17 protein-coding genes are annotated in these 20112 nt (G+C 50.3%); 14 read left to right on the top strand and 3 right to left on the bottom strand.

Features of this window, described 5'->3' with window-relative positions; translation table 11 throughout:
• The first annotated feature begins 79 nt into the window (after positions 1-79).
• From GOM71_RS02680 to GOM71_RS02660, 5 genes are all read left to right on the top strand, one after another.
• Complete coding sequence (locus tag GOM71_RS02680) at positions 80-652, top strand: RNA polymerase sigma factor (RefSeq protein ID WP_156278221.1); 573 nt, start codon at positions 80-82, stop codon at positions 650-652.
• Complete coding sequence (locus GOM71_RS02675) at positions 649-1410, top strand: anti-sigma factor (RefSeq protein ID WP_156278220.1); 762 nt, start codon at positions 649-651, stop codon at positions 1408-1410. The genes GOM71_RS02680 and GOM71_RS02675 overlap by 4 nt, the downstream gene beginning before the upstream one ends.
• Positions 1411-1586: 176 nt before the next feature.
• Positions 1587-3032, top strand: coding sequence for a methyl-accepting chemotaxis protein (locus tag GOM71_RS02670; RefSeq protein ID WP_156278219.1), 1446 nt, complete (start codon positions 1587-1589; stop codon positions 3030-3032).
• Between the two features lie 261 nt (positions 3033-3293).
• Positions 3294-3704 (top strand): DUF5360 family protein, encoded by a 411-nt coding sequence (locus GOM71_RS02665; protein WP_156278218.1) that lies wholly within the window; start codon positions 3294-3296, stop codon positions 3702-3704.
• 18 nt (positions 3705-3722) lie between these two features.
• Positions 3723-4277 (top strand): TetR/AcrR family transcriptional regulator, encoded by a 555-nt coding sequence (locus tag GOM71_RS02660; protein ID WP_253944659.1) that lies wholly within the window; start codon positions 3723-3725, stop codon positions 4275-4277.
• A gap of 67 nt (positions 4278-4344) precedes the next feature.
• On the opposite strand, the gene GOM71_RS02655 is transcribed toward GOM71_RS02660, so the two are convergent.
• The gene (locus tag GOM71_RS02655) at positions 4345-7590 is read right to left on the bottom strand and encodes an endo-1,4-beta-xylanase (protein WP_253944658.1); all 3246 of its coding nucleotides are present in this window, start codon (positions 7588-7590) and stop codon (positions 4345-4347) included.
• A 447-nt stretch (positions 7591-8037) separates the two neighbouring features.
• On the bottom strand, positions 8038-8976 hold the full coding sequence (locus GOM71_RS02650) for a ketopantoate reductase family protein (protein ID WP_156278217.1): 939 nt from the start codon (positions 8974-8976) through the stop codon (positions 8038-8040).
• 160 nt (positions 8977-9136) lie between these two features.
• Between GOM71_RS02650 and GOM71_RS02645 the strand changes: the two genes are divergently transcribed.
• Positions 9137-9679, top strand: a complete 543-nt coding sequence (locus tag GOM71_RS02645; RefSeq protein WP_156278216.1) for a TetR/AcrR family transcriptional regulator — start codon at positions 9137-9139, stop codon at positions 9677-9679.
• 151 nt (positions 9680-9830) lie between these two features.
• Positions 9831-11918, top strand: a complete 2088-nt coding sequence (locus GOM71_RS02640) for a methyl-accepting chemotaxis protein (protein ID WP_156278215.1) — start codon at positions 9831-9833, stop codon at positions 11916-11918.
• 99 nt (positions 11919-12017) lie between these two features.
• On the opposite strand, the gene GOM71_RS02635 is transcribed toward GOM71_RS02640, so the two are convergent.
• Positions 12018-12272 (bottom strand): hypothetical protein, encoded by a 255-nt coding sequence (locus GOM71_RS02635; RefSeq protein WP_156278214.1) that lies wholly within the window; start codon positions 12270-12272, stop codon positions 12018-12020.
• Between the two features lie 165 nt (positions 12273-12437).
• On the opposite strand from GOM71_RS02635, the gene GOM71_RS02630 reads away from it, so the two are divergent.
• From GOM71_RS02630 to GOM71_RS02605, 7 genes are all read left to right on the top strand, one after another.
• Positions 12438-13319, top strand: a complete 882-nt coding sequence (locus tag GOM71_RS02630) for a serine/threonine protein kinase (protein WP_156278213.1) — start codon at positions 12438-12440, stop codon at positions 13317-13319.
• A 259-nt stretch (positions 13320-13578) separates the two neighbouring features.
• Positions 13579-15333: a methyl-accepting chemotaxis protein gene (locus tag GOM71_RS02625; RefSeq protein ID WP_156278212.1), complete on the top strand. Its 1755-nt coding sequence runs from the start codon at positions 13579-13581 to the stop codon at positions 15331-15333.
• 644 nt (positions 15334-15977) lie between these two features.
• Entirely contained in the window at positions 15978-16217 is a 240-nt protein-coding gene (locus GOM71_RS24250; RefSeq protein ID WP_253944657.1) for a hypothetical protein, read from the top strand.
• Complete coding sequence (locus GOM71_RS24245; RefSeq protein ID WP_253944655.1) at positions 16210-16359, top strand: hypothetical protein; 150 nt, start codon at positions 16210-16212, stop codon at positions 16357-16359. Before GOM71_RS24250 ends, GOM71_RS24245 begins: the two co-directional genes overlap by 8 nt.
• Before the next feature lie 130 nt (positions 16360-16489).
• Positions 16490-17791 (top strand): ArsR family transcriptional regulator, encoded by a 1302-nt coding sequence (locus GOM71_RS02615; protein ID WP_156278211.1) that lies wholly within the window; start codon positions 16490-16492, stop codon positions 17789-17791.
• A 211-nt stretch (positions 17792-18002) separates the two neighbouring features.
• Positions 18003-18707: a type 1 glutamine amidotransferase gene (locus GOM71_RS02610; protein WP_367649438.1), complete on the top strand. Its 705-nt coding sequence runs from the start codon at positions 18003-18005 to the stop codon at positions 18705-18707.
• Between the two features lie 28 nt (positions 18708-18735).
• Entirely contained in the window at positions 18736-19998 is a 1263-nt protein-coding gene (locus GOM71_RS02605; protein WP_156278210.1) for an ammonium transporter, read from the top strand.
• Positions 19999-20112: the final 114 nt, after the last annotated feature.

Genomic DNA, 20112 nt, shown 5'->3' with positions numbered 1-20112 from the left:
TAGGGGATTACCGTTCACGGCTATCCCCTTTATTGATAATATAGAGCTATCTTATACCTGTCCTGGAGGTCACCTTCGTATGCGGGATCTTTCCGACTATCATCTTATGCTGCTTGTCAAAAACAAGCAAAGCGAGGCGCTCTCTATTTTATACGACCGGTATGCGTCTATCGTTTATTCCTTTGCCTGGAAAGCGTTGAAGGAGGAACCGGGAGCCAGAGAAATCGTGCAATCCGTATTTCTGCGCTTATGGACAACCGGGGCTTCCTATAATCCGGAACAAGGCCGCTTTTCTAGCTGGCTGTTGACGATTACCCGCAACCTAACGACGGACTGGCTTCGCAAGAAGCGGCTCGAATCAACGGCGTATATTCCGTTCGAAGCGGAGCATTGGGACCGCATTCCCGACGAATCCGCCGCATCACCGGAAGACAGCGCTTTGAGCAAATCGCTGAAGGAACAAGTTCGCGGCGTATACCGTCATTTATCCCGTCAGCAAATTCATTTGCTGGAGCATTTTTATTGGCAAGGCTATAGCTTAAGCGAGCTGGCCTCCATTTATAATCAACCGATCGGCACGGTTAAAAACCGTCTGCATCAAACGTTAAAAATATTGCGCAGACATCTTGTGACGGAAGGAGACGGATTATGAGACAACAAAACGGACACTCTTCGCTATGCGACCTCTGCCTGGATTATATTTCAGGCGTATGCACAGATGAAGAAACAGTCGCTTTCGAACGTCATCTTCCCGGCTGTGCCGACTGTCAGGCTGAAATCGATGAATTGCGTCTCGTATGGGAGGAGCTTCCGTCTGTTATGGAACGAATCGAACCGCCGGCAGATTTGAAGAAGCAAGTTATGGATGCCGCAATGGCTGAAGAAGCGAAAGCCGACGCCGTTCGGCAGGCCAAAAAAACGGATACCGGCAGGAGACGGCGGAAATTTTGGGCCATTGCCGCGGCCGCGCTCGTTGTGTTCGTCGCCGGCACGGGGTGGAATTACCAGCTTTACCGCGAACGTACGGCTGCGCCTGTCATTCCGCTGGAACAGGCCTTATCCGTTTCCGCAGCCCGGATTGAACAGCTCGTCACTTTGAAGCCGCAGTCGGAAAAATACATGGAATCGTATGCGGTCGCTTGCATTGTCGACAACGGTTACAACAAGCAATTTGTCGTTTATGTATTCGGCGCGAAATCGACGGTAGACGATTCGGTCTATCAAGTTTGGCTTAATGATGGCGCCGGCCGGCAAAGCGCAGGAACGTTCCGCGTCAATGACAGAGGAATCGGCGTGCTCGCCATGCCGGTCTCCGCGGACAAACTTGTTTTCGATTCCATCCTGATTACGCTCGAGCCTGACGAAAGCGGCAGCTTTCCGCGCGGCGAGGAAATATACGGTTCCGCTTAAGGCGGCGTATGCATCATGTCCCGTTAGCCGCTAACAATTCAACGAGAGACTACTTCGAGCACTATACTCTAGCATTGAGCCGAGTTTGCCGATAATTATAATAGAGAGGGATTCCTCAATAGGAAAAATAGGTTAATGTTGGTTTATATCGAATTTCATGAAAGAGAAGTGATCGAATGTCTGTCAATCAGCTTGAACTGCATAAGAAAAACAAACTCATGGTGTGGCTGTTAATTGGAACGCTGCTCCTTGGAATCGCCCTTTCGGACGCTGTCATCCAGAAAACGCTGTCGGTGGTTGGGGTTCCATTTTGCTTGCTTTGCATAGGGTTAACTTGGAAGCGAATCGCCGTTCCATACATTATGTATCTGGTGTCGGTCGGGCTTGCCGTTATCGCCTTTTTCTTTATTAAGGCGGGGACGACCTACGACAGCCTGTATCTGTTATATTTTGCGATGGCGATTATTTCGATCTATCATAATTATCGTCCGCTCGTATTAAGCGGCGTGCTGTCGATTGCGATGACCGTTTATTTTACCCAGACGAAAGAGATCTTCGCAGACGTTAATACGGTGGACATAGCCGCGTATCAGGTCGTTACTTTAGCGGCTCTAATTGCATCAAGCGTACTCGGATCCAAGGCGTTGAAGAAAGCGGAAATCAGCGCGGCAGAATCGGCGGAAGCCAAGACTCGTACGGAAGAAGTTTTGGGCGGGGACAGACATTCCGTTCAAGTATTAGGGACCTCTATACATAGCTTGCAAAAAAATGCGGCGCAAACCGGCGAAATTACAAAGCAAGTCGTTGCGGCTTTTCAAGAAATCGCAAGCGGCATCGATACGCAGTCGAACAGCGTTTCGGATATCTCGAACGCTATTGGCCACGTGAACGACAGCATCAGCACGTCGACCGACGCATCGGTCGCGATGAACGAGAAGTCGAATGCAACGGCACAATATACGATTCAAGGGAAATCGAAAATGGAAGAGCTTTCGATTCATATGAATGAAATCGATCGGGTCGTGGCGAGCACTTCCGTTGTAATGAGCGAAGTAAACGAGGAAAATGAGAAAATCGGCAATATCGTTACGACCATTAGCGATATTGCGACGCAGACCAATCTTCTTTCACTCAATGCCTCGATCGAGGCCGCAAGAGCAGGAGAGCATGGCAGAGGATTTTCGGTCGTTGCGTCCGAAATTCGCAAGCTTGCGCAGCATTCCGAGGCGGCATCGACCGAAATTGCAACCATTCTGGAGTCCATTCAACGAAAAATAGAGCAAGCTGGCCAATTGGTGCAGCAGGGCCAAAGCATCGTTGAAACGGGCAAGGGCTCGGCCGGCAGCGTGGCGGAGCTATTCACAGGCATCCAGTCCAACGCGATGGAGCTGCAAACGCAGGCAGGACATGTTCACGAGCTGAATGCGAAGTTAAATACCGCTTCCGAGACGGTCGTGCAAGAGGTGGAGACGGTAGCGGCCTTTACTGAGCAATCCGCTGCTTCCGTAGAAGAGGTGCTGGCAAGCTCGCTTGAGCAGCAGCGTTTTGTCGAGGATATTGTCACTTCAATTGTTCAGCTGCAGGAGCTCATGAACAAGCTCGAACAAACGCTGGAGCAGTAATTAGACCCCGCTTGTTAGATCGAATCTAACAGGCGGGGTATTTTTTTTAATTATAGGAAAGCATTTAGTTTTCTCCATACTTGACCTATAATTCTCGGAATGAAACGCGTTACGCAGCCAACGGACGGCGACAGCCGTTTCACCTTGGAGGATGTTGTGTTGACTCAGAGATATGATGTTTAGTAATATGGAAAATAAGGAAAACGTAATGGTTTATTTGTTTTCCGTGAATTTAATCTGCTATTCAAGGAGAGTCGCCTTATGAGCAAAACTTTAAAGACGCTGATGCTGTTGACCGATGTTGGATTTTTCGTGTACTGGACTATCGTATTATTTGAATTAATCCCCAAACAATATCAATATCAGGATTATAATAATGAATGGCTGGTCGCGTGGAACTTATCGTTTATTCCTTTGGACTTGTTTATTTCATTTACGGGATTGATGAGTATTTACTGCTTCAACAAAGGGAAAGCGATAGGTCTGCCTTTATGTATCATGTCTTTGAGCTTGACGTTCTGTTCTGGACTGCAAGCAATTGCCTACTGGGGAGCCAAAGGCGATTTTGATCTGTTTTGGTGGGCACCGAACTTATTTCTTATGATCTATCCTCTCTTTTTCCTCCCGGCCCTCATCAAGAAAACAACCTTAGCATACGTAAGCAAAACCTAATGAAGCGGAGTATTTAGGATGAAAGATATGAAAGACAGAATTATTGAAGCTGCTGTATATGAAATTTTGCATAACGGATTAAAGTTTTCTATCAGAGAAGTATCCGCTCGCGCTGGAATCAGCACGAAGACGTTGTATCAATACTTTGAATCTAAAGAGCAAATCATTAATGAAATGGTTGAGCAGTCCATTGTCGAGATGAAAGAGAAGGAAAGAGCATTGCTGAGCGGCTCATCGCTTACGATTAGGCAAAAACTGAAAGACGCTCTAGTCGTTCTGCCAGGAGGGTTTGCTTTCGGCGATATTCGTATCTTGAATGATCTTAAAAAGCGATATCCATCTCAATGGGCAAAGATCGACAATTATCTTAATGAAGGATGGGACAACATCCGTTTGCTGGTCAGCGAGGGTGTTTCAGAAGGAGAAATTCGTTCATTTGATATGGAGTTATTTATTCAAGTATATGTGGGAGCTTTGTATCATTTAATGGAAAATCAAATGGCGGGCCGATCTGGGCGCACGCTGGAGGAGTCGCTTGCGAGTATGGTTGAACTGTTGCTTGAAGGAATTTAAGAACCTCGAATAAAGTGTAGTCAAAAGGAAGAGCTGCCGGTTTCGCGGCAGCTCTTCCTTTTGCTCCTTAACGTTTGACCTTGATCTCGATTTTCGCCGTCGTTTTATTGCCTGCTTTGTCTACAGCTTCATATACGATCGTGTAGATTCGGCCATTCCCGTTGCCGGAACGTTCCGCGCGAACACTAATTTCTTTGTCGGCTGTACCGATGCTTGCGCCTTGAATGTCGTTAGAAGTATTCCCGTCGCCTGTTCCGTTGTCTGGTTCATTGCTTGTAACGGATACCAGCTTGACGGAGGCGATGCCCGAAGCGTCATCGGCTTCCCATGACAGATGGATCGGAACCATTTTATGATTCGATACGTTGAGTACCGTCGGGTCGGCGGAAAGCTTCAATGCCGGTGCCGTTTTATCGATATTTGCCACTGTCGCCGTAACGGAGCCTGTGTTTCCAGACGCGTCGGCAAACTCGAAGGTGAAGCTGCCGTTCGCTGTGAACGTGTAGCTCGCTGAGCCGCCGTTGTTCGTAATGGTAACGGGCTCACTTGCTGTAATTGTGGCTGTGACGTTCCCGTTCGTCAGCTCTGTATTGCTGTAGCTTACCGTTGCGGTTGGCGGGACAGCATCTTTGCCTTCGAGCGTCAGCACGCCGTAAACGGAAGTGTCCATATAACCGGTGCCGGTTGTGTCATTCCATGCGGCAACGCTTTGGCGAGCGCCGTCCTTGGCATCGTTGATCTGTACATCAAAGCCAAGCTTCGTGCCGTTAGCCGGAGTGACTGCCGTTAACGGGATTTTCACTTCCACCGCGTAGTTGGTTCCGTTAATTTGTGTGGCCGACACCACACCGTTCGCAACGCTTGTCGGATTAAATGAGGTTTCGTTGTCGAAGTTGATCCGGTATTGTCCGTCATCCTCTTGGTAGAACGATGTTTTCCCATTGTTCTGGTCCACGAAAATTTCGACAGAATCTTCTTCCCATACGTTTGCGCTTGCTTTATCAAGCTGCGCGTCGCTGACTTGGATCAGTAAATACAGATTTTCATTGTCCCACAGCGCTTTAGCGGTTCCGTTTGCGCCTTGCCAAGCCATTTGATACCGGTTGACCGGCATTGCAGCCGCCTGGCTCCAAACCGCATCCACCGTTCCATCAACGGTTGGCGTTGCGAATTTAGCGGAAGCCTGGTTCGCTTCCGATACGTCAGGCGTATGCTCTTCTATGAACGTAACCGGGTCGATAACGCCATAGTAAGCCGGTTTAGCCTGCAGGTTTTTGTCAAACAATAACGGATTGGAGGAGGCTCTCCAGCTTGTGTTGTCATCCAAGCCCCAGAAGGTAACGCGGGCGATATGTTCCGCATTGGCCTTGAACAGCTCGAACAGCTGCGCGTACAAATAGCCTTGTGCGTCCGCAAGCTTCTCGGAAAGCTGATAGTTGCTTCCGGCCTGAATGTCCAGCTCGGTAATGCTCACTTCAACACCTAAGGAAATAAATTTCTCGAGCGACAGCGCCACATTCGTTGGATTTGTGTTGACACTGTAATGCCCTTGCATGCCGACACCATCGATGAGCAGCTTGCCAGGGTGCGTCAGCGCATACCTGTCATTGATTTCTTTAACCATGCTGTAAATGGCCGTAGCTTTGTTCTGATTGTCTTCGTTGTAATCGTTGTAATACAGCTTAATATCCCAATCCGGATTCTCATCCAGCACTTCTCTTGCTGCCAGGTATGCCTGCTCTAGATAGTCTGGTCCGATCGCTTGATACCACGGGGATTGCCGCAGTGCCGCTTTCCAATTTGTCGGATTCGAAGGATTGTCGTTCATCGCTTCATTAACAACGTCCCACGAGATAACTTTATCGCCAAAGTGCTCCATGACCGTTCGGATATGGGTTCTTAAATTGGCGAGCGCTTCATCACGTCCCAATGGAACCGTGTTGTTTGCCGCATCAGTTGTCGTATTCATCCAAACAGGCGATTGCTGATGCCATACCAGCACATGCCCGTGCATCTGCATGCCCTCATCCAGCACTTTATCGACAAGCGCATCCGCCGCAGTAAAGGTGAAGTTGCCTTTCGTCGGCTGCAGCGCATCCGGCTTCATCGCATTGCCTGCCGTAGCGACATCATGGTGCATTTTCAGAAGGTCCATTCTGACGCCATCCAGATCCTCGGAAGAAATGGCGCTGCCGATCAGGAAATCGTCCTGATATACAGTCTTAATTGGAATGAGATCTTTCTGGATGGAGACCGGTCCTGAGCCCGTGCGCTCAAAGCTGATATCGTCGATATAGAAGGATGCGTCAGCATTGTTAGAGCTCTCCACATAGATCGTTAAGTATTCGCTGCTTACGTTGTTATAACGGTATGTTCCCTCGAAAAGAACCCAGCCGTCGCTTGTGCTGATTGTTTTCGGGGAGAGGGCGACGTAATTTGCGCCGCTGTCGTTGGCGACCTGCGTGGACAGCTGAAGCTGGGAGCTTGCAGGCGAGATCAGCTTGACCCAGGCTGAAACGGTATATTCATAGCCTTTGTCCACATATTTCTCTACGCGCAAGGACGGCCCGTGCCACGTCGAGGTTCTGCCTTCGACCTTCAGGGCGTACTGACCGCTGGACGTATGGTTATCCTCATTGGTTACGGTCAGCGTTTCATTGCCGGAACGGCCGGTGAAGCCGCCGGCGGTTTGATCCTCGAAGGTGATCGTGTCGAAGTCTAATGCTGGCGGTCTAGTCGGATCCGTACCGCCGCCCGTATCGGCCTGCTCGGTAATCAACACATCTCCGATGTAGAACGGAACCGTTTTTCCGGTATCGTTGGATTGAACGCGCAATTTCGTATCCTTGCTCGTATCCACCGTAAATTCCTTCGTCAACGTAACCGCGCCGCCCGCTGTATAATTCGCGTTCGCCAGCAGAGCATAGCTGTCTATGGCTTGCAGATAAGCTTGCGCGCCGCTAGGCACCGCGACATCAGCGTCAACATAGAGAGATATGGTTGCGGTGTAGGTTTTGCCATTCTCTAAGCCAATGTCTGCAAAATTGAAATCGGCGGCGTCCCAGTTGTTTGTTCTGTTGCTTACATATAATGCTGCTCCGTCCGCATTGCCTTCGAACACTTTGCCGGTGACCGGCGTCAAGCTTGCGCCGCCCGATTGCGCGGCAGCTCCTTTGCCTGCTGCAAACGCTTCGTGATAAACGACGGCCGTTGCCGGGTCCGCAGCTTCCGCAACCGGAGCATGCCAGCCTGACGGAATAAGCAAAGCTGCTGCGAGTAGGATCGAGACGAATCTTGCGAGTGTTCTGCTCATTTATGAAATTCCCCTCCAACTAAAATTGATGATTCGATAAAGCGCTTACATTTTTTTGTAAAGCAAGCCTCCTTTCCTAGCTAGAGTATATCGGCTGCCCTAAATGTTTTAACTATACAAATTAAACAATATACTCTGGTTTTTTTATGCTTTTCATGGAAAATCAGACTGTAGAGGGGGGGAGTGACAATTGTTCGATAGTCTTAGCGAGTCCGAAAGCGGAATACTGATGTCTGCGACGCTCAAGGATATGAAGCAATCCGGCGCCCTATTAACGGATTATCACAATACAGTTTACCATTAAGCTCTCTTTAATTGTTGTGCTGTACGGAGCTATGGTTGCACTGGCTTATGCCGTATCCATGATCGCTGCTAATCGGATAAGAACAATTACGCCGAACGGACTGATTACGGAGTAGCGAAAGGCAAGTCAAACGCCCTGACCTATTAAGGACAGGGTGTTTTGGTTATATCCCTGCTTACGGACAAGTAGTCCCAGCCTGGCGTTGGAATGTTCGAGGCGGCTCTCCAATGATCAAACCTCTCTTGCAAAGCGTCTATCTCTGTCTGATCTCCGGTCATGAGCTTGTGGATCGGCAATGTGTAGTACATTTTAAAAAGCGTATAAGCCAACCGTTTGCGCTCTCTCGCCAGCTTGGTCTGATTCTCGGGAATAGCTGGATAGCCGGCCGCTTCCAGTACGCGGAAACCTTCGTCCATCGCGTCAATCATCCTGCGAAGCAGCTCGCGGTCCTTAGCGACGGCATTCGCCTTGCCTCCGTGTACACGGCTAGCCGCGTTCATGGCAATAATGGGGATAATGTGGCTTTTCAGCCATGCATCAATGTCCTCTCCCATATCCGTTAGACGAAATCCCGTCGCGGAGAATGCTTGTTCGAGAAATGGCTTAAAGCCAAGCTCTCCGCTTAAACTGCCGTACACCATTTGCGCTTGGCCGCGAATGCTGAGCATGCGATGCTTTTCCCTTCGCCCGCCGCTCAATTGAAAGCCAAATGCGACTTCTTTGGGGACGCTGCTTTGCGTTAGGATTTCTTGCTCCATGCGCTCGGCATCGACGTTATTTCCTATCAGCACGATGCGGTGGCTTTCGTTTTTTGCAAGGAACGGCAATATAGCGGGCATATCGTTATATTTCATCACGGTAAAAATAAAATCGTACTTGTCTTGCGGCATCAGCGTCTCTATGACGCGTACACAATCTTTTGTTGTTTTTAACTGAAACACATGCCGGATCACGATGCCGTTCCGCTTCAATTCCTCTGCCCGCTGTCCCCGCGCCAACACTGTTACCTCATGCCCGCCGCGGATTAATGAATGAGCCATGAAACTGCCTAGAATCCCTGCTCCGTAAATTAAAATTCTCATAGTTCTCCTCTTTAATGAACAGTTGTTGATTTTTAAACGTGTGTCTAATAAGCTTAGCTTAATTGCGGGTATTTGAAGCTGCAATCGTTAAAAACTCAGCTTTTGTTGATTTGTGAACAAAAACATAGAAATTGTTGAATAACGATGTACAGGAGGAACTATGGATCGTCGGATACAGAAAACCCGCGAAGCCATTATGAGCGCTTTTGTAGCTTTGCTGGAGGAGAAAGGGTTTGAGCAAATTACGCTGAACGAAATCGCTCAACAGGCCAATGTTAACAGGGGAACGATTTATTTGCATTATTTGGACAAATACGATTTGTTGGATAAATGTATTGAGACCTATCTCAACCTGCATGACTGCATGCCGCAAAATCTGTCCCGGCTTTCGATTCGCAAGTCGCTGCTCAACACGTTCCAGCATTTGGAGAACAATGCGTTCATCTACACGGTACTGATGAAGAGCAAAGGGATCCCGACATTCCGAAGCCGCCTGCTGACCGGTGTTCACAAAGGTCTCGCGCTGCAGCTGGAAATGAACGGACCGAATACGCATATGAAAAAAACGATTATGGTGCAGTTCCTCGTTTCGGCGATTGCCGGACTTGTCGAATGGTGGATTCTGGAGGGCAGACCTTACCCGCCAGAGGAGATGGTGGAGCATGTAATGGAGCTTCTTGAGCGGCAGCATGTGTTAGTGTAGCCGATTTGTGCCGGTCTATCGGGGCCGGCAATTTTTTTTTTGCGCACAACAAAGGTTTTTGTCATTTTTTGTTGAATTACGTGTTAGATAACATAACAGGACAACGGCGTCCTAATTTAAATTTCAATTTAATTTAATTAGGGGGATACGAATGAACATTTTTTGGTTGTCCGAGCAGTTGATCCGAAGGTTGAGGTATGTCTATAAGTTTCTTTTAATCGGCTTGCTTATCTTTATTCCGATGGTCGTTATGTCTTACATGTATCAACGCCAGTCCAGCGACCTGATTACGTTCAACACGAAGGAGAGCCTGGGCGTTGAATATATCGGTCCGCTGCAGCTGCTGATTACGGAAATGCAGGAAAACCGGGGGTTATACAGCGTCTATTTGTCCGGCAACGATGCCGCGGTAAAAGAAAAGATCGCCGCGAACAATGCCGAAATCGAGCAGGCATTTCAGAAAACGTTTACAGTGGATGAAAAGCTGGGCCAGCAATTAAAGGTCGAAGGCATGCTGAAGGAAATCTATGACAGCTGGAAAGCAATCGGCGAGTCCAGTCCGGCCGACAGCCATACAGCAATCATTGACAGCAGCATCAAACTGATCGCGAAGGTCGGCGATTCATCGAACTTGATTCTGGATCCGGACCTGGACAGCTACTACTTAATGGACGGAGTCATTAACAAGATCCCGTTCGCAACGGAAAAGCTTGCGCAAATTCGCGATGCGGGGTCGGACTATTTACTCGCTAAGTCCATGACCGAGGAGCAGCGCGACGAGCTGCTGTCGCTGAACGCTTTGCTTAGCGCCTCCACGAACGATATTATAAACGGCATCAACGTGGTTATGGAACAAAATCCGGCTTTAAGCGCGGAGCTTGAACCGTCCCGGCTCAAGCTGGAAGAAGTGCGCAATCAATTTACCGAGTTGACAAATAACGAACTGCTGCATACCTCAACGCTGAGGCTGCCGGTGGAACAATATTTGCAAGTTTCGGAGGAAGCGCTGCAGCATAATTCGGGTCTCTATCAGTTGGAACTCCGGCTGCTGGATGGGCTGATCCAAGACAGGGTTGACGCATACGAGTCGAAGGCGCTTGTTTTTAATATTGCGGTAGCGATTGGCTTCATCATTCTGCTCTATATCTTTATCGGGTTCTATATGTCGGTCAAGAAGTCGATCCACTATATCAACACGTCTCTCATTCATGTCAGCCAAGGCGATCTGTCGCAAAGCCTTGTGCCGTATTCGAAAGATGAGATCGGGGACATCGTGAAGCCGATTAATACAGTGATCGGCGAATTCAAGAAGATTATCAGCGCAAGCAAAGCTTCGAGCAGCAAGGTCACTGTATCCTCTTCTTCGTTAACAAAGGCGATCACAGAATCGGTTGAAGAGATGGAAGACATCAATGGCAAGATGGCTGAGTTAAGCGGCGGAACGCAAACGCAGTTTATCAATTCCGAGGAAAGCTCGAGGGCGATGAACGATATCGCGGAGCATATTCAGCATATCGCGGAGTATGCGCAGGATGCGCTTCATGAATCATCGCACTCTTACCAGCAAGCGATTCAAGGCAAGTTGGCTGTGGACGGAGCGTTCACGCAGATGGATACAATCAACGCTTCTGTGAAAAGCTCCGGCCAGCTCGTCGAGTTTCTGACGAGCCAATCGCAGCAGGTGCAGAGCATTGTAGCAACGATCGCACAAATCTCGGCGCATACGAATATTCTTGCGCTTAACGCATCTATCGAGGCGGCTCGCGCCGGGGAACACGGCAAAGGGTTCGCGGTCGTTGCCTCTGAAATTCAAAAGCTGGCGAATCAGTCAAAGCTGTCTACAGACGATATTACGGAGAAATTGGCGGCTATTTCGGACAAAATCAACAGCTTGGGCGATTCCATGCACAATGAAATGGCCGAGACGGATAAGGGCTTGGAGGCTATCCGAAATGCCAGCGATATTTTTGGCCATATTCTGCAGTCCTCTGAACGGCTGTTTGACCGTGTGCAGCAGGTATCCAGCTTAACGGAGCATATTTCGGCCAGCTCGGAGCAAGTGACGGCTTCGGTTCAAGAGGTTGCCGGAATCGCGAAACAATCGGCGGAGAAGACGAATTACGCATCGAAGTCGATGACGAAGCAGGCGCGAGTGATGAAATCGCTGCTGGATTCTGCAGATGAATTGCTGCAGATGACGCGAATGTCGAAAGAACAGCTTAGCCATTTCAAAATGTAATCGGATCGAATTTTAAACCGATGTAATGAACGAAAAAGAGAGCTTGCTGCCGTCGCGGAGACGACGGCGAAGCTCTCTTTTTATCATTCGTTGGCAACATTAGCTGCTAAAGCTGCTGTACTTCTTCTTGTAATGGCCGTGTCCGTAATGCGGATTTTGCGGCGGGTAGTAGGTACCCTTCTTATAATCGCTGCTGCTGAAATGACCGTGGCCGTATGGCGGATGCTGCGGCGGGTAATGGTTTCCTTTTTTGTAGTCGCTGCTGCTATAATGTCCGTGACCGTATGGGCGGTGACCGTAATGCTTGCTGTTGGAAAGGGAACCGAGAAGTCGGTTGAGCAAATGTTTAAGCATGTGCGAGCCTCCTAAATCTATTTTCTTTATTTTCATTTCCTATTCTTATTCAATAATACGCAAGGCTCTGAATCAGGTTTCGCCGGCAACCGCCTTTTTAAGCGATATGCCGAGCGGAACCTAATAGCGGCGGGCGCCGTATGTGAGGGAAGGGAGTGATTTCGGATGCTGGGCGCGTGGTTCAAGCAAGTTTGGCGCAATTGGATGGACTATCCGTTGCGGCCGGGTCAAATATGGGCGGGAAAATACCGCGTGGAGCATTTTCTTGGCATGGGCAGCTATGGCCAAGCGTATCGCGCTGTCGATCTGGCAACGGGCGGCGTTGTCTTAATGAAGAGAGCGAAGCCGAGCAAAGGGAAAAGCGCGCGAAAGATGCTGGGGCGGGAGAGCGAAATGATGCAGAGGCTGGACCATCCGCAAATTCCGCAGCGGCTGGAGGACGCTGCGCATCGGGGCGAGAAAGCGCTCGTTATGGCATTTGCGGAAGGTGAAACGCTGGAAGATTCAATATTGGGCTTGAGACGGGCCTTTACGCAGCAAGAAGCGCTGCGGATCGTACGCGAGCTGCTGCGTCCGCTGCGGCATTTGCATGAAGCCGGTTATGTGCATCGCGATGTGCGTACCCCGAACGTGATTGAATGCGGCGAGCGCGTGTTTCTGATCGATTTCGGCCTAGCTTGCCGGATTGGCGAGCTTCCAAGCGATGAGCGAAAAACAGTAGACGAACGGGAGCCGAGCGGCTTCGCGGACAGCTGGGGGCCGGTCAAAAAACGGATGCGCGATCCTTACCCGACGAGCGATCTTTACGGGCTCGGCCATCTGTTTCTGTTTATGATGTATGCGGGCTATACCCCCTATGAGGGGCAGGAAGAGCGCGGCTGGGAAGAGGAGCTGGAGCTTGAACCCGAGGTGAAGCGCTTCGTGCAGGGCTTGCTGGAGTCGAGATGGATGACCGCTGCCGAATGTGAGGCGGAGCTGGAGGTGCTGTTGTCCAGAATCAAACTTGGCGCAGAAAATGATGAAGTAGATGCAGCTTCTCAGCTCTAACAACGGACGTGAGCGACGCTATTATGAACGCTCCGTTCACGAGGGGTGCTTTTGTCGAATCTATCATTATGCCACCAGCTTTCCAATTCAGGTAGGATTGCACATTTATTTTATATGATTTTTTTTACGCTGACCAAGATTTTTGCAAACATGCGGAGGAAGCAGGAAATTTGGATATTTTTGTCGAACTGCATAGGAAAAATCGTTCTTAATGTAGAATGATAATTGAAAAATAAGGGTCAGAAGGGGCATTGACATCATGTCAGGATTCAGAAGTCGGTTGGTCTTCAAGCTGTCTATCATTATTTTGGCTATTCTTATCATCTTATCCGGCACCCTTATCTACATGCAGCTTCAGAATACGAAGAAGGCCAGCGAAGAAGCGATCGGCAACTTCAATATTCATCTTGCTGAAGCCTATGCAGCGCTGTTTGATGTGAAATCTTATGAAAGCTTCTTGCAGGAACAGAAGGAAACCGAGCTCTATTGGAGCATCCGCGAGGAAATGAATCGTTACCGTGAACGGATCGGCGCCTTGTATGTGTATACTGTCCAAATTGATGGCCAGGGGCAGCCAATTCTGTTGATTGACGGCCAGCCGAAAGATTCGGATTCCGCCTCGCCGATCGGCGAAGTGACCGACATGCCGAAGGATGCGATCGAAGCCGTGCTGAAAGGGCAGGCTGCCAAAAGCGGCATAATCGAAAATCCTGAATATGGAGACTATATTTCCTCCTATGCGCCGCTTCATGATTCGGCCGGCAAAGTAATTGGCGTTATGGGGATTGATACGGACGTTTCGGTATCGCAAGCGATTTATCGCGACGTCATTAAGCAAAGCATCCCGCTCTTTGTGATGATGGGCGCGCTGACGTTAATGTTTTTCGCGTTTTTAGTATGGTTCATGTTCCGCGCTTTGCGTCCGCTTGGCAAAATCGTCAAAGGGGCGGAAGCTATTGCCGGCGGTGACATTGCTGCCGCTAAAGTCCATTTGGGCGAGATTCGGACAGGCTCGAAGGATGAAATCGGGCAAGCCTATTCCGCTATGATCAAAATGATTGAACGGCTGGGCGCTACGCTCGGATCGGTCATTCAAGATATGAAGGCGACAACAAACAACCTCGTTCTTTCCACCGGCGAGTTCGGCGCGGAAGCCGACCAGCTGGTGAAGGTGAATGTGGAGCTCGAGCAATCGATCGCGATGCTTGCGGACGGTGCGCAGCATCAGCGTCTTGGCGCTGAGGAAAGCGCAAAGTCGATGGAGGATATTACGTCGGCGATCCAGCGTGTTTCCGAGGCTTCCGCGCACGTATCCGGCGCATCGGGCGAGGCGCTGGAGCTCGCCGAGCAAGGACAGCGCTCGATCCATGAGCTGAAAGCGCAAGTAGCGTCGATCTCCGAGGTTACGATGCAGACGGCAAATTCGGTTCAGCTGCTCAATTCGTATATGGGCGAAATTGAGCCGGTTCTGCAGTCGATTACGAGCATTGCCGATCAGACCAAACTGCTCGCCCTCAACGCTTCCATCGAAGCTGCGCGGGCAGGCGAGCACGGTTCCGGTTTTGCGGTCGTAGCAGGTGAGGTACGCAAGCTTGCGGAAGCAGCTTCAATTTCCGTACAGCATATTACGTCGCTGCTGCAGCAAATTTCGCAGGAGTCGATGCAAATCGGCGAGCGTATGCAAACGGGCAGCGAGGAGATGCGCAAAGGCACGGCGCTTTCGAATGAAGCGGAGACGCTGTTCGATCAGACGCTGGACCGTTTTGTGCTCGTGAACAGTCAGATTCAAGAGATTTCGGCTGCGGCGCAGGAGGTGCTGGCAGGCTCCGAGGAGGTTGCCGCTTCGGTCGAGCAAATCTCTCAAATATCAGTCGCCGCGGCGGACAATACCGCTGCCATCCAGAACATGTCGGCGCATCAGCTGGAGGCTGCGAAACGAATTGCCGACACGACCGAGCAATTGAAGCAAAGAAGCGCAAGCTTGGAAGAAGCAGTATTGAAGTTCAAGCTGTAAGCGGCTTGAAGGCGATTGCTTGAGAAACGGTTCCCATGGGAACCGTTTTTTCTTTGAAGCGAGCCAATCACAGACCGCCTACTAATCTAATCTAGTCCAGTCCGATCGAATATCACGTCCTCCTCTATTTGCCCGCATCCACCAAGTCCGTCCGGCTAGCCCCATCCAACCACCGCGGCCACCTTCCAGGCACCCTCCGAAAATGTCGCCTATCGCCGTCTACCTCACTCACCTCGTCCATCGCCATATAACCCATTGCCCGTCTACCTCCAGTTACCGTTCGCCTAAGTCACCCCTCCTCAATTAGCGAAGCAGACTCGCAAAATAAAGAAGTAACTTTCGTAAATCCGCCAGTATCCCCCTGTTCTCCAGCAGTTAGTGAATCTACATTCGCTAATAGCGCACTTTGATTCCGCCATAGCGAAAATTGCTTCGTTAATGCCCCGGAACCGCTCTTAAACCGCTCAATATGGCCCGAATTAGCGAAATCCCATTCGTTAATCAGCGAAGCAGCTTCGTTATCCCGGAGAAATGTGATCGCAGAAGATCAAAATTACATTCATGAGGGAGAAACGCAGGTGCATACGAGCACATTCTATTTTCTCTAGCATTTAATATATCGACTAGAATAGAGAGGTGATCCTATGACAGCGAAGAAAGCAACCTATTCCACAGGCATCTTGAGGAAGCCGACAAGAACAAGCTATGCTCTAGTCGATGTCGTTAACTTGAACGCGGACCGAAGCCGCATCGTTGCAGTTCAGGTTTATGACTGGTCCGAACGGTTATCCGGTTCCGCTCAAGGTTCAGCCATGCGGAACGAGAACATGCATCCTCAAGTTAGGGCCGAGCAAATCGGTATTTTTCTACGCGGATTTGTCTAAAGTGAAATTCAAGTACGAGGTCCGTATCATCCAGGCGGCGGATCGTAAGCTGATTACGAACGTTACGGGCGTAACGAAGGCTGTTTTTACTCCGCAAGAGGGAGATACGGTTTTGCAAAGCAATCTGATCCGCATCAAATAAGCGTAAAGCGGACAAAATCGAGCTGGCGGGTGTGGCTGCGCCAGCGTTTTTACTATTTCACTCGACCCTCTATTGGTGTTAACATATATGGAAAGCAACAAGATGAGCGGCATGGAAGGAGGGGATCGGCATGAAAATCAAGCTCGGTTACGTCGGCGTGGAGGACACGATGGCATTTGTAACGGAGATCGTGCGGCAGAGCGCGGAATTCGAATGCCTGCCCTTTAAGCACGAACGATTTGAAGACGTCGGGCAAATAATAAGAGAGCACTCCGGGAAGGTCGATATGTGGCTGTTCTCGGGGCCGCTTCCCTATCAGGCGGCAAAGGAGCAAGCGCCGGAAATCCGACAGCCGATGTTTTATATTTCGTACAGCGGAACAGGTTTATATCGGACGCTGTGCCAGCTGTTTTATCGCGAACGAATAGATATCACAAGGCTGAGCTTTGATATGTATACGGATGAGGAGCTTGCCAAGGCTGCGCAGGAATTGAATTTGGAAGGCGTCCGGCTGAAGGGCAAGCCGTTCGATGGCTCCTATCAAGGGCTGATCGATTATCATGCCGAGCTGTGGAAGCGCGGCGAAACCGACTACGCGGTCACCTGCGTCTGGTATGTGCAGGACAAGCTGAAGGCGATGGGCGTTCCGGTGCTTCGCGTCATACCGACGGAATTGTCTGTGCAGGAAGCGCTGACGGATGCGTCCCGGAGATGGGAGACTATGCGGTATATGGACGCCCAAATCGCGGTGCAAATCGTCGAGCTCGACCTGTATGCGGGGGTGTCCAAAGATACATACGGCTCGGATGAGCTGTTTCGGATGGAGCTTGCCGCCAGCGAGTCGCTGCTCGACTATTCGAAACGAGTGCTCGGGTCGATGAAGACGATATCTCCGGGTCGATACGCTATTTTTACGACGCGGGGCATTATGAGAGATATTACGCATGAATTTACGCAAATTCCAGACTGCCCGGAGCTTCGCGACTGGGGCAATGAGCTGACGTGCGGCATCGGCATCGGCCGTACCGCATATGAGGCGGAGCTTATGGCTGGACATGCGCTGCGGCAGACGAGGCATTACGGCAAAGGCTCGTGGATGGTCGTTTTTGACGATAAATCGGTAATTGGACCGCTTGGCCGCGCAGAGAGGCTGGCTTATTCCTATTCGGTGGACGGTCTGCAAGAAATCAGCGAACAAACCGGATTGAGCGCAGTGACGCTGGGGAAAATCGAAGCCATTCTGAAAAAGCTGCAGACGGAAACTATTCACTCGAATCAGCTGGCGCAGCAGATGATGATTATGCCGCGGAGCGCAAGACGCATCTTGATCCAGCTGGAATCGAGCGGCTACGCCGAGGTCATCGGCGAGGAAACGACGAACGTCAGAGGACGGCCGCTGAAATTGTATCGGGTTGACTTGAAAAGAGAATAGAAACAAGTGCAAGAGGGGGCGGATTAACCGGCTCCTCTTTTTATTGATATATAATTTTGATTTTTTATGTCAGATTAGTTGACATCATTAAATATTTTTATTAATATACGGTCATAGCCTTTAATGAGCCGTAATTTATTCTCGAACGATGATTGGCGATAAAGCAGTCCGAGCGATTGCAGCCGCGATTTCCAGAAGGGAGTGAGTTCGGGTGAACATTATCGCGTTGAAGCATTTTTCTTTTGATGACGAGAGCGCTATCGCGGCTTGGGCGGTCAGGCAGGGCCATTCCTTGAACGTAATCGTTCCATATGAAATAGCGGAATATCCAGCGATAGCATCATTTGATATGCTTGTCATTTTAGGTGGCCCGATGAGCGTTTACCAAGATGAGCAGTATCCTTGGCTGGTCGAGGAGAAGCGATTCGTTCGGACATGCATCGATCAAGGAAAGCTTGTGCTTGGCATTTGCCTTGGAGCTCAAATGTTGTCCGAGGTGCTCGGAGGCAAAGTGTACCGCAATGAGTTTAAGGAAATCGGCTGGTATGAAGTGCAGCGGACTGAGGAGCGCCATCCATGCTTCGAAGGCGTGCCGCAGTCTTTCGCCAGCTTTCAGTGGCATGGCGATACGTTCACGCTGCCGGATGGCGCGAAGCGTCTGGCTTATTCGGAAGCTTGCGGCAATCAGGCGTTTGCTTACGGCGATTCCGTAGTGGCGCTGCAATTCCATTTGGAAACGACGCCGGCCTGCGCCGCGACGATGCTGGATGTTTGGACGCATGAGCTTGTTGAAGCGCCGTTCATTCAGAAGGCGGATCGAGTTGCTGCAGGGATGGAAGAGCGGAGCGCACGCTCGCACGAGCTGTTAGGCGGTATTTTGGACCGAATGGCAGCTTTGAAGCAGATTTCTCATTAATAGATATGAACAGAAGGGGTTGTACAGAATGGAACTTGGACTCAACGGCATTTGGACGATGCTTGGCGCAATTTTAGTTCTTTTTATGCAATGCGGATTTATTATGCTGGAAGCGGGCTCGACCCGGATGAAAAATGCCGGCCATATCGCCGGTAAGACTGTATTTACAGTCGGCATTGTGTCAATCGTATTTTGGGCGGTGGGCTATGCGTTTATTTTCGGCTCCGGCGGCAACGGGCTGTTGGGCTGGGGCGATTATTTCGGATTTGACGCAATGACCGTGTCGGAAGGCGCCGTAGTAGCGCCGACGGTTATGTTTATCTTTCAGCTTTCGTTTGCGGCTATCTCGATGTCCGTCGCTTGGGGCGGTTTTGCGGAAAGGGCGAAGCTGTCGGTTTATCTGATTTTTGCAGTACTGTTCTCGGCGATTATCTATCCGGTTGTCGCGCACTGGATTTGGGGCGGCGGTTGGCTGGCGGAACACGGCAAGCAAGACTTTGCGGGCTCGACAGTCGTTCACTTGACCGGCGCAATGGCGGCGCTTGCGGCAACTCTGCTGCTGAAGCCGCGTCTTGGCAAATATAATGCAAACGGTACGGCTAACTATATGCCGGGCCACAATCAGGTTTTCTCGACGCTTGGCGTTATGCTGCTTTGGATCGGCTGGTTCGGATTCAATGCAGGCAGCACCATTACGGCAGGAGACGGCAGCTTCTTCGGTTTTGTAGCGCTTAATACGCAGCTTGGAGCTGCAGGCGGCGCAATCGCGGCTCTTATTCTTAGCTGGATGGTGCTCGGCAAGTCCGACATCGGTGCGATGCTGAACGGCGCGCTGGCTGGTCTCGTTGCCATTACGGCGTCTTGCGCGTTTGTTGAATCGTGGGCGGCTATCGTTATCGGCGTGGTTGCGGGTATTGTTGTCGTACTGAGCATGCAGTTTTTCGAAAAAATGCGGATCGACGATCCGATCTATGCATTGTCCGCGCACGGCGCAGCTGGCGTGTGGGGTACGCTGTCCAACGGCTTGTTCGCGACTCCTGAGCTTGCGGAGAAAGTTGGCGTCGGCAAAGCCGGCCTGTTTTACGGCGGCGGATTTGAACAGCTTGGCGTTCAAGCGCTCGGCATTGTCGCATGCGGCGCATTCGCTTTCGCCGTATCGTATGGCATTTTGTACGTGCTGAAGAAAACGATTGGCATTCGCGTCTCGGAAGAGCAAGAAATCGTCGGTCTCGATATGAGCGAGCACGGCTCCTACGGCTATCCGGAACAAATGAAAGTAAAATCGATGTAAAAAAATAAGGCTGTCCCAAATAGGGAGAGCCTTATTTTTAGGTGTGTAACGCTGTAGGGCGGCGCTATTTCCTCGATTGTGCGCTTGTGTGATGAGATAACGCTGTGTGACAGC

It is taken from the genome of Paenibacillus sp. NEAU-GSW1 (genome assembly GCF_009737085.1).
Taxonomy (GTDB): Bacteria; Bacillota; Bacilli; order Paenibacillales; family Paenibacillaceae; genus Pristimantibacillus.
The sequence above is the reverse complement of the archived record's forward strand: the minus strand, read 5'-3'. Positions and strand labels throughout refer to the sequence as shown.